Source organism: Deltaproteobacteria bacterium (assembly GCA_005879795.1).
Classification (GTDB): Bacteria; Desulfobacterota; Binatia; order DP-6; family DP-6; genus DP-6.
This window is the reverse complement of sequence record VBKJ01000205.1, coordinates 20,971-27,970: the sequence shown is the minus strand read 5'-3', so window position 1 is coordinate 27,970 and position 7,000 is coordinate 20,971. Positions and strand designations below refer to the sequence as shown.

Annotated in this window: 6 protein-coding genes and 2 pseudogenes; 4 read left to right on the top strand and 4 right to left on the bottom strand. The window is 72.5% G+C overall.

Annotated elements, in window-relative coordinates:
• The 3 genes from E6J59_17625 to lpdA all read left to right on the top strand — a co-directional run.
• Positions 1–685, top strand: a 685-nt coding sequence (locus E6J59_17625) for a hypothetical protein (GenBank protein ID TMB17050.1), incomplete at its 5' end; no start/stop codon positions are given.
• 23 nt (positions 686–708) lie between these two features.
• Entirely contained in the window at positions 709–1,962 is a 1,254-nt protein-coding gene (odhB, locus tag E6J59_17620; GenBank protein TMB17049.1) for a 2-oxoglutarate dehydrogenase complex dihydrolipoyllysine-residue succinyltransferase, read from the top strand.
• Positions 1,962–3,350 carry a dihydrolipoyl dehydrogenase gene (gene lpdA, locus E6J59_17615; protein TMB17048.1) on the top strand — a complete coding sequence of 463 codons (1,389 nt, stop codon included), beginning with the start codon at positions 1,962–1,964 and terminating at the stop codon, positions 3,348–3,350. Before odhB ends, lpdA begins: the two co-directional genes overlap by 1 nt.
• A 13-nt stretch (positions 3,351–3,363) precedes the next feature.
• On the opposite strand, the gene E6J59_17610 is transcribed toward lpdA, so the two are convergent.
• Positions 3,364–4,257 (bottom strand): DMT family transporter, encoded by an 894-nt coding sequence (locus E6J59_17610; GenBank protein TMB17047.1) that lies wholly within the window; start codon positions 4,255–4,257, stop codon positions 3,364–3,366.
• Positions 4,258–4,346: 89 nt separating this feature from the next.
• Here E6J59_17610 and ettA point away from each other — a divergent pair, with 89 nt between their 5' ends.
• Positions 4,347–6,032, top strand: coding sequence for an energy-dependent translational throttle protein EttA (ettA, locus tag E6J59_17605; GenBank protein TMB17046.1), 1,686 nt, complete (start codon positions 4,347–4,349; stop codon positions 6,030–6,032).
• A 138-nt stretch (positions 6,033–6,170) separates the two neighbouring features.
• Here ettA and E6J59_17600 read toward each other — a convergent pair whose 3' ends face one another.
• From E6J59_17600 to E6J59_17590, 3 genes and pseudogenes are all read right to left on the bottom strand, one after another.
• Positions 6,171–6,473, bottom strand: a complete 303-nt coding sequence (locus E6J59_17600; GenBank protein ID TMB17053.1) for an FKBP-type peptidyl-prolyl cis-trans isomerase — start codon at positions 6,471–6,473, stop codon at positions 6,171–6,173.
• A gap of 25 nt (positions 6,474–6,498) precedes the next feature.
• Positions 6,499–6,606, bottom strand: a pseudogene (locus E6J59_17595) (dodecin domain-containing protein).
• A 285-nt stretch (positions 6,607–6,891) separates the two neighbouring features.
• Positions 6,892–6,990 (bottom strand): annotated as a pseudogene (locus E6J59_17590) (dodecin domain-containing protein).
• Between the last annotated feature and the right edge of the window lie 10 nt (positions 6,991–7,000).

The window sequence follows — 7,000 nt, the reverse complement described above, 5'->3', positions numbered from 1 at the left end:
CGTGCTGCTCCTCCCGCACGGCTACGAGGGCCAGGGCCCCGAGCACTCGAGCGCGCGCCTCGAGCGCTTCCTCGAGCTCTGCGCCGAGGACAACATGCAGGTCTGCAACCTGACCACCCCGGCGCAGTACTTCCACGCCCTCCGCCGCCAGATGCACCGGAGCTTCCGCAAGCCGCTCGTCCTGATGACCCCGAAGAGCCTGCTTCGCCACAAGCTCTGCGTCTCGTCGCTCGAGGAGTTGACGCAGGGCGGGTTCCGGACCGTGATCGACGACATCGCGCTCGGCGGCGCGCCCGAGGCCGGGGTCACGATCGAGCGCGGCGGGGTGCGGCGCCTCCTGCTCTGCAGCGGCAAGATCTACTACGAGCTCCTCGCCGCGCGCCGCGAGCGCGCCATGGACTCCGTGGCGCTCGTGCGGATCGAGCAGCTCTACCCCTTCCCGGCGAAGGAGCTCGACGCCATCTTCGCCGCCTACCCCGAAGCGCGGCAGGTGTACTGGGTGCAGGAGGAGCCGTGGAACATGGGCGCGTGGCACGTGATGTACCGGCGGCTCCGGCGCATCCTGCCCGAGGACCGCTCCCTCAACTACGCCGGGCGCCCCGAGGCCGCGAGCCCCGCGACGGGCTCGTTCAAGCTCCATCAGGCGGAGGAGCGCGACCTGGTGAACGCCGCGCTCGCCCGCTGAGGGGCGCGGAGGCGGAGGGTGGCATGCCGTTCGAGGTCCGCATCCCGGCGCTCGGCGAGTCGGTGACCGAGGGGGTCATCGTGCGCTGGGCGAAGCAGGACGGCGAGGCGGTCAAGCCCGACGACATCCTGCTCGAGCTCGAGACCGACAAGGCGAGCATGGAGCTCCCCGCCGAGCGCGCCGGCGTGCTGCGCATCGTGAAGGCGGCGGGCGAGAAGGTCGCGGTGGGCGAGCTGGTCGCGCGTATCGAGGAGGACGGCGGCGTGCGCGCCGCGGCAGTCGCCGCCGCGCGGCCGCCCGCCGCGCCGGAGGCGCCGAAGCCGGCCCCGGCGGCGCCGCCGCGACGACTGGCGCCCGCCGAGGCCGAGGCGGAGCCGACCGCCACACGCGCCGGGGGACCGCTCAGCCCGGCCGTCCGCCGTCTACTCGCCGAGCACGATCTCGACCCGACCCTCGTCCCGGCCTCCGGCAAGGGCGGGCGGCTCACCAAGGAGGACGTGCTGGCATACCTCGAGCGCAGCGCCCGGCCCGTCCGCATCGAGGTGCCGCCGGCGCCGCAGCCGTCCGCGACCCTCGCCGAGGGCGAGGAGCGGGTGGCGATGAGCCCGATCCGCCGGCGCATCGCCGAGCGCCTCGTCCAGGCGCAGCAAACGGCGGCGATCCTCACCACGTTCAACGAGATCGACATGAGCGCCGTGATCGCGCTCCGCGCCGAGCACAAGGAGCGCTTCCAGAAGCAGCACGGGATCGGGCTCGGCTTCATGTCGTTCTTCGCGCGGGCCTGCATCGCGGCGCTGCACGACATCCCGGTGGTCAACGCCGAGATCCGCGGCGCCGACATCATCTACAAGAAGTTCGTCCACCTCGGGGTGGCGGTGGGGACGGAGCGCGGCCTCGTCGTACCCGTGCTCCACCATGCCGAGCGCATGTCGTTCGCGGACATCGAGCGCGAGATCGCGCGCCTGGCCGGTCTCGCGCGCGACGGAAAGCTCAAGCTCGACGACCTCGCCGGCGGCACGTTCACGATCTCCAACGGCGGCGTCTACGGCTCGCTCCTCTCCACACCCATCCTGAACCCGCCGCAGAGCGCCATCCTCGGCATGCACAAGATCGAGAAGCGGCCGGTGGTGGCGGACGAGCAGATCGTCGTCCGGCCCATGATGTACGTGGCGCTCTCCTACGACCATCGCCTGGTGGACGGCGAGCAGGCGGTGACCTTCCTGGTGCGCGTGAAGGAGCGCCTCGAGGACCCGGAGCGCCTGCTGCTCGACGTCTGATGCCCGCCGAGCGCTTCGACCTGGTCGTCATCGGCGCCGGCCCGGGCGGCTACGTGGCCGCGCTGCGCGCGGCGCAGCTCGGCATGCGCGTCGCCTGCGTGGAGAAGGACGAGGCGCTCGGCGGCACGTGTCTCAACGTCGGCTGCATCCCCTCGAAGGCCCTCCTCGACTCGAGCGAGCTCTACCGCCAGGCGCAGATCGGCCTTGCCGCGCACGGCATCAAGGCGAGTGGCGTGGCGCTCGACCTGCCCGCGATGATGGCGCGCAAGGACAAGGTGGTGCGCGGGCTCACGCAGGGGGTCGCGGGCCTCTTCAGGAAGAACAGGGTCGAGTGGGTGGCGGGGACGGCGCGGCTCGAGCAGGGGAAACGGGTCGTCGTCGGCGAGCGCGCGCTCGAGGCCGAGCGCGTGCTGATCGCAACCGGCAGCGAGCCCACGCCCCTCCGCGGCCTTCCCTTCGACGGCGAGCGCATCGTGAGCTCCACCGAGGCGCTCGCGCTCGCGCGCGTGCCGGAGCGCCTGCTCGTCATCGGCGCGGGCGCGGTCGGGCTCGAGCTGGGATCGGTGTGGAGCCGGCTCGGCGCCCGGGTGACGGTCGTCGAGTTCCTCGACGCGATCGTGCCCACCATGGACCGCGGCATGGGGACGCAGCTCAGGCGGGCGCTCGAGAAGCAGGGCCTCGCCTTCCGCCTCGAGACCTCGGCGACGCGCGCCGAGCGCACCGAGCGCGGCGTGCGCGTCACGCTCGAATCGAAGGGCCAGACCTCGCTCGAGGAGGCCGACGTGGTGCTGGTGGCGATCGGCCGCCGCCCGTACGTGGAGGGCCTCGGCGCGCGCGAGGCGGGCATCCCGCTCGACGCGCAGGGCCGCGTCACGGTGAACGAGCGCTTCGAGACCAGCGTGCCGGGCGTGTACGCGATCGGCGACGCGATCCCGGGGCCCATGCTCGCGCACAAGGCCCAGGAGGAAGGCACCGCCGCGGTCGAGCTGATGGCCGGCCTCGCCGGCCACGTGAACTACGACGCCATCCCGAGCGTCGTCTACACCTGGCCCGAGCTGGCGAGCGTCGGGCTCTCCGAGGAGGACGCCGCGCGCCGCGGGCTCGAGGTGCGGGTGGGGGCCTTCCCCTTCATGGCCAACGGCCGCGCCCGCTGCCTCGGCGAGACCGAGGGCGGCGTGAAGGTGCTCGCCGACGCGAGGAGCGATCGCATCGTCGGCCTCCACATCCTGGGCCCGCGCGCCTCGGACCTGATCGCCGAGGCTGCGCTCGCGGTCGAGTTCGCCGCCAGCGCCGAGGACGTGGCCCGCACCGTGCACGCGCATCCGACGCTGCCGGAGGCGGTGAAGGAGGCGGCGCTGGCCGTCGCCAAGCGCGCGCTGCACGTTTGATGACCGCGCCCGCTCAGCCCACGGTGCGCGTCGTCCAGTACACTCCCGCCAGCACCGTGGCGCCGCCCACCGCCTGCGCCGGGAGGAAATGCTCGCCGAGGAGCGCAGTCGACAGGAGCGCGGTCAGGACCGGTACCAGATAGACGAACACGACCGTGCGGCCGACACCGACCGTGCGCACCCCGACCAGGAAGAACTGGCCGGCGATGACCGACGACAGGACCGCCATCACCACGACGCCGGCCACGGCCGTCGGCGTGGCCGCCGCCAGCTGGGCCCACGGGGATTCGCCGCGACCGAGGACGTAGAGCGCGGCGGCGCCGAGCGCATAGATGACGCAGTTCGTGAAGGCCGGGGTCAGGTGCCCGACGACGCGGCGCGAGGTCAGGTTGAAGGTCGCCCAGGTCGCCGCCGCGGCGAGCGCCACGAGATCGCCCGAGCCGAGGGACAGGGCCGCCAGGTGCGCCGGGTCGCCGCGCGTGATGACGGTGGCGGCGCCGGCGAGCGCCACCAGGACGCCGAGCAGGCGACGGCGGTCGAGGCGCTCGCCCACGAGCGGCGAGAAGAGGAGCGTGAGCACCGGGTTCAGCGCGATCAGGAGCGCGGTGTTGGTCGCGCTGGTGCGGGAGAGGGCGAGGAGGAAGAGCCACGGGTAGAGCACGCCGCCGCACACCACCATGAGCGCGAGCGGTCCGGCCGCGCGCCCGAGGCCGTCGGCCGGGCGCTGGCGGAGCGCGAAGGGGAGGAGGATGGCCGCCGCCACCGCGTAGCGCCAGGCGGCGACCACGAGTGGCGACATCGCGCCGAGCGCGAGCTTCCCGGCGACGAACCCGGCCGCCCAGCCGACGGTGGCGACCGAGAGGCCCGCGTACGCGAGCGCGGGCGGGGTCGGCCGCGCGGGGCCCATGCGTCCCGCTTAGCATCGCGCCCGAGACGTCGGAAGCGCGCTTCGATGACGGTGGAAATTCTCCCCTCGCTGGGCTACCCCATGTCGCCATGCCGCCGCAGTTCATCTTCACCATGCGCCAGGTGCGCAAGATCACGCCGCAGGGCAAGGAGATCCTGAAGGGCATCTCGCTCGCCTTCTACTCGGGCGCGAAGATCGGCGTCCTCGGCCCGAACGGCGCGGGCAAGTCGACGCTGCTGCGCATCATGGCAGGGGTCGAGCCCGACTTCGCGGGTGACGCGGTGCCGGCCGAGGGCATCCGCATCGGCCACCTGCCGCAGGAGCCGGTCCTCGACCCGACGAAGAACGTCCTCCAGCACGTCGAGGAGGCCGTGGCCGAGACGCGGGCGCTGCTCACGCGCTTCGAGGAGCTCTCCACGAAGCTCGGCGAGCCGCTCCCCGACGCCGAGATGGAGAGGGTGCTCGCCGAGCAGGCGCGCGTGCAGGACGCGATCGACGCCGCGAACGCCTGGGAGCTCGAGCGCACGCTCGAGGTGGCGATGGACGCGCTCCGCCTCCCGCCGGGCGATGCGGACGTGGCGACGCTCTCGGGCGGCGAGCGCCGGCGCGTCGCGCTCTGCCAGGTTCTCCTCCGCCAGCCCGACCTCCTCCTCCTCGACGAGCCCACCAACCACCTCGACGCCGAGTCGGTCGCATGGCTCGAGCGCCACCTCCTGGGGTACCCGGGGACCGTGGTCGCGATCACCCACGATCGCTACTTCCTCGACAACGTCGCCGGCTGGATCCTGGAGCTCGACCGCGGCTTCGGCATCCCGTGGGAGGGCAACTACTCCTCCTGGCTCGAGCAGAAGGAGCGGCGGCTGGCTCTGGAGGAGAAGGAGGCGTCGGCCCGCCGGCGCGCGCTCGCGCGCGAGCTCGAGTGGGTGCGCATGGCGCCGCGCGCGCGCCAGGCGAAGGGCAAGGCGCGCCTCGCGCACTACGAGGAGCTGCTCGCCCAGGACCAGATGGCGGCGGGGCGCGAGGGGCCGGTGCGCATCACGATCCCGCCCGGGCCGCGCCTCGGCAACCTGGTGATCGAGGCGAAGGGGGTGCGCAAGGGCTACGGCGACGAGCTCCTCATGGACGGCGTCAGCTTCATGCTGCCGCGCGGCGGGATCGTCGGCGTGATCGGCCCGAACGGCGCGGGCAAGACGACGCTCTTCCGCATGATCGTGGGGCAGGAGCAGCCCGACGCCGGTACGCTCCGCATCGGGGAGACGGTCGTGCTCGCGTACGTCGACCAGAGCCGCGAGACGCTCGTCGGCGAGCACAGCGTGTGGGAGGAGCTCTCGGACGGCGGCCGGCCGACGATCATGGTCGGCAAGCGCGAGGTCAACTCGCGCGCCTATGCGGCCGCCTTCAACTTCACCGGCCCCGACCAGCAGAAGAAGGCGAAGGACCTCTCCGGCGGCGAGCGCAACCGCCTCCATCTGGCGAAGCTCCTGCGCCGCGGCGGGAATCTCCTGCTCCTCGACGAGCCGACCAACGACCTCGACGTCGACACGCTGCGCTCGCTCGAGGACGCGCTCGTCGACTTCGCGGGCTGCGCCGTCATCATCAGCCACGACCGCTGGTTCCTCGACCGCATCGCCACCCACGTCCTCGCCTTCGAGGGCGAGAGCCGCGTGGTGTGGTTCGAGGGCAACTACCAGGACTACGAGGCCGACCGCCGCCGCCGGCTCGGCGCCGAGGCCGAGCGGCCGCACCGCATCAAATACCGCCGCTTGACATCGTGAAGCGGCCCGGCGCGGGGTGGGAGGCCCCGCCGCCGCGACCTTCGACGAGGCCGTACGCGCCGTTCGACCGAGGTTGTTCGCGCGGCGGCCGAGGAGCGGGAGCGCCGGCGGGGCCTCCCGCCCCGCGCCGCGCAAGGTCTACTTCTTCACGATCTCGAGCAGCTCCACCTCGAACACGAGCGGCACGCCGGGCCCGATCTGCGGCGGCCGCCCTTGGTCGCCGTAGGCGATGTCGGAGGGACAGACGAGCTTCGCCTTGCCGCCGACCTTCATCATCTGGAGCCCCTCGGTCCAGCACTTGATGACGCCGTTCAGCGGGAAGGTCGCCGGCTCTCCGCGCTGGACGGAGCTGTCGAAGACGGTGCCGTCGCTGAGCGTGCCCGTGTAGTGCACCTTGACGGTGTCGGTCGCCTTGGGCGCGTCCCCGCTGCCGGCCTTCAGCTCTCTGTAGACGAGCCCCGAGCCCGTCTTCTTGCGTCCTCGAGGCGCGCTCGACCGCGGCCATCGCTGCCTTCTCCCAGGATTCGGTGCTGGTCCCGACCAGCTCGATGATCTTGTAGACGCTCTCCGCCATGGCGGGCTCCTTTTTGGCCTTCTTGGAGGGGGCCTTCCCGGAGGCGACCTTCATAGCGCTAGTTCGCCGCCTCGAACAGCCCGGCCGCGCCCATGCCGCGGCGGCGACCGCGAGCGCCATCATCGTCCCGAGCAGCATCGTACGCATCGGTCTTCGGCTCCTTTCGTCTGCTACCGACTCACCGTACACGAGTCCCCTCGCCGCCCATCCGGCGGCCGGCTCCGAGGGTGCGGACCGGTGCGCGGCGGCGCGCCGCTCGCGATCACTCGCCCTCGTACTTGAAGGCGTCCTCGAGGCGCGCTCGACCGCGGCCATCGCTGCCTTCTCCCAGGATTCGGTGCTGGTCCCGACCAGCTCGATGATCTTGTAGACGCTCTCCGCCATGGCGGGCTCC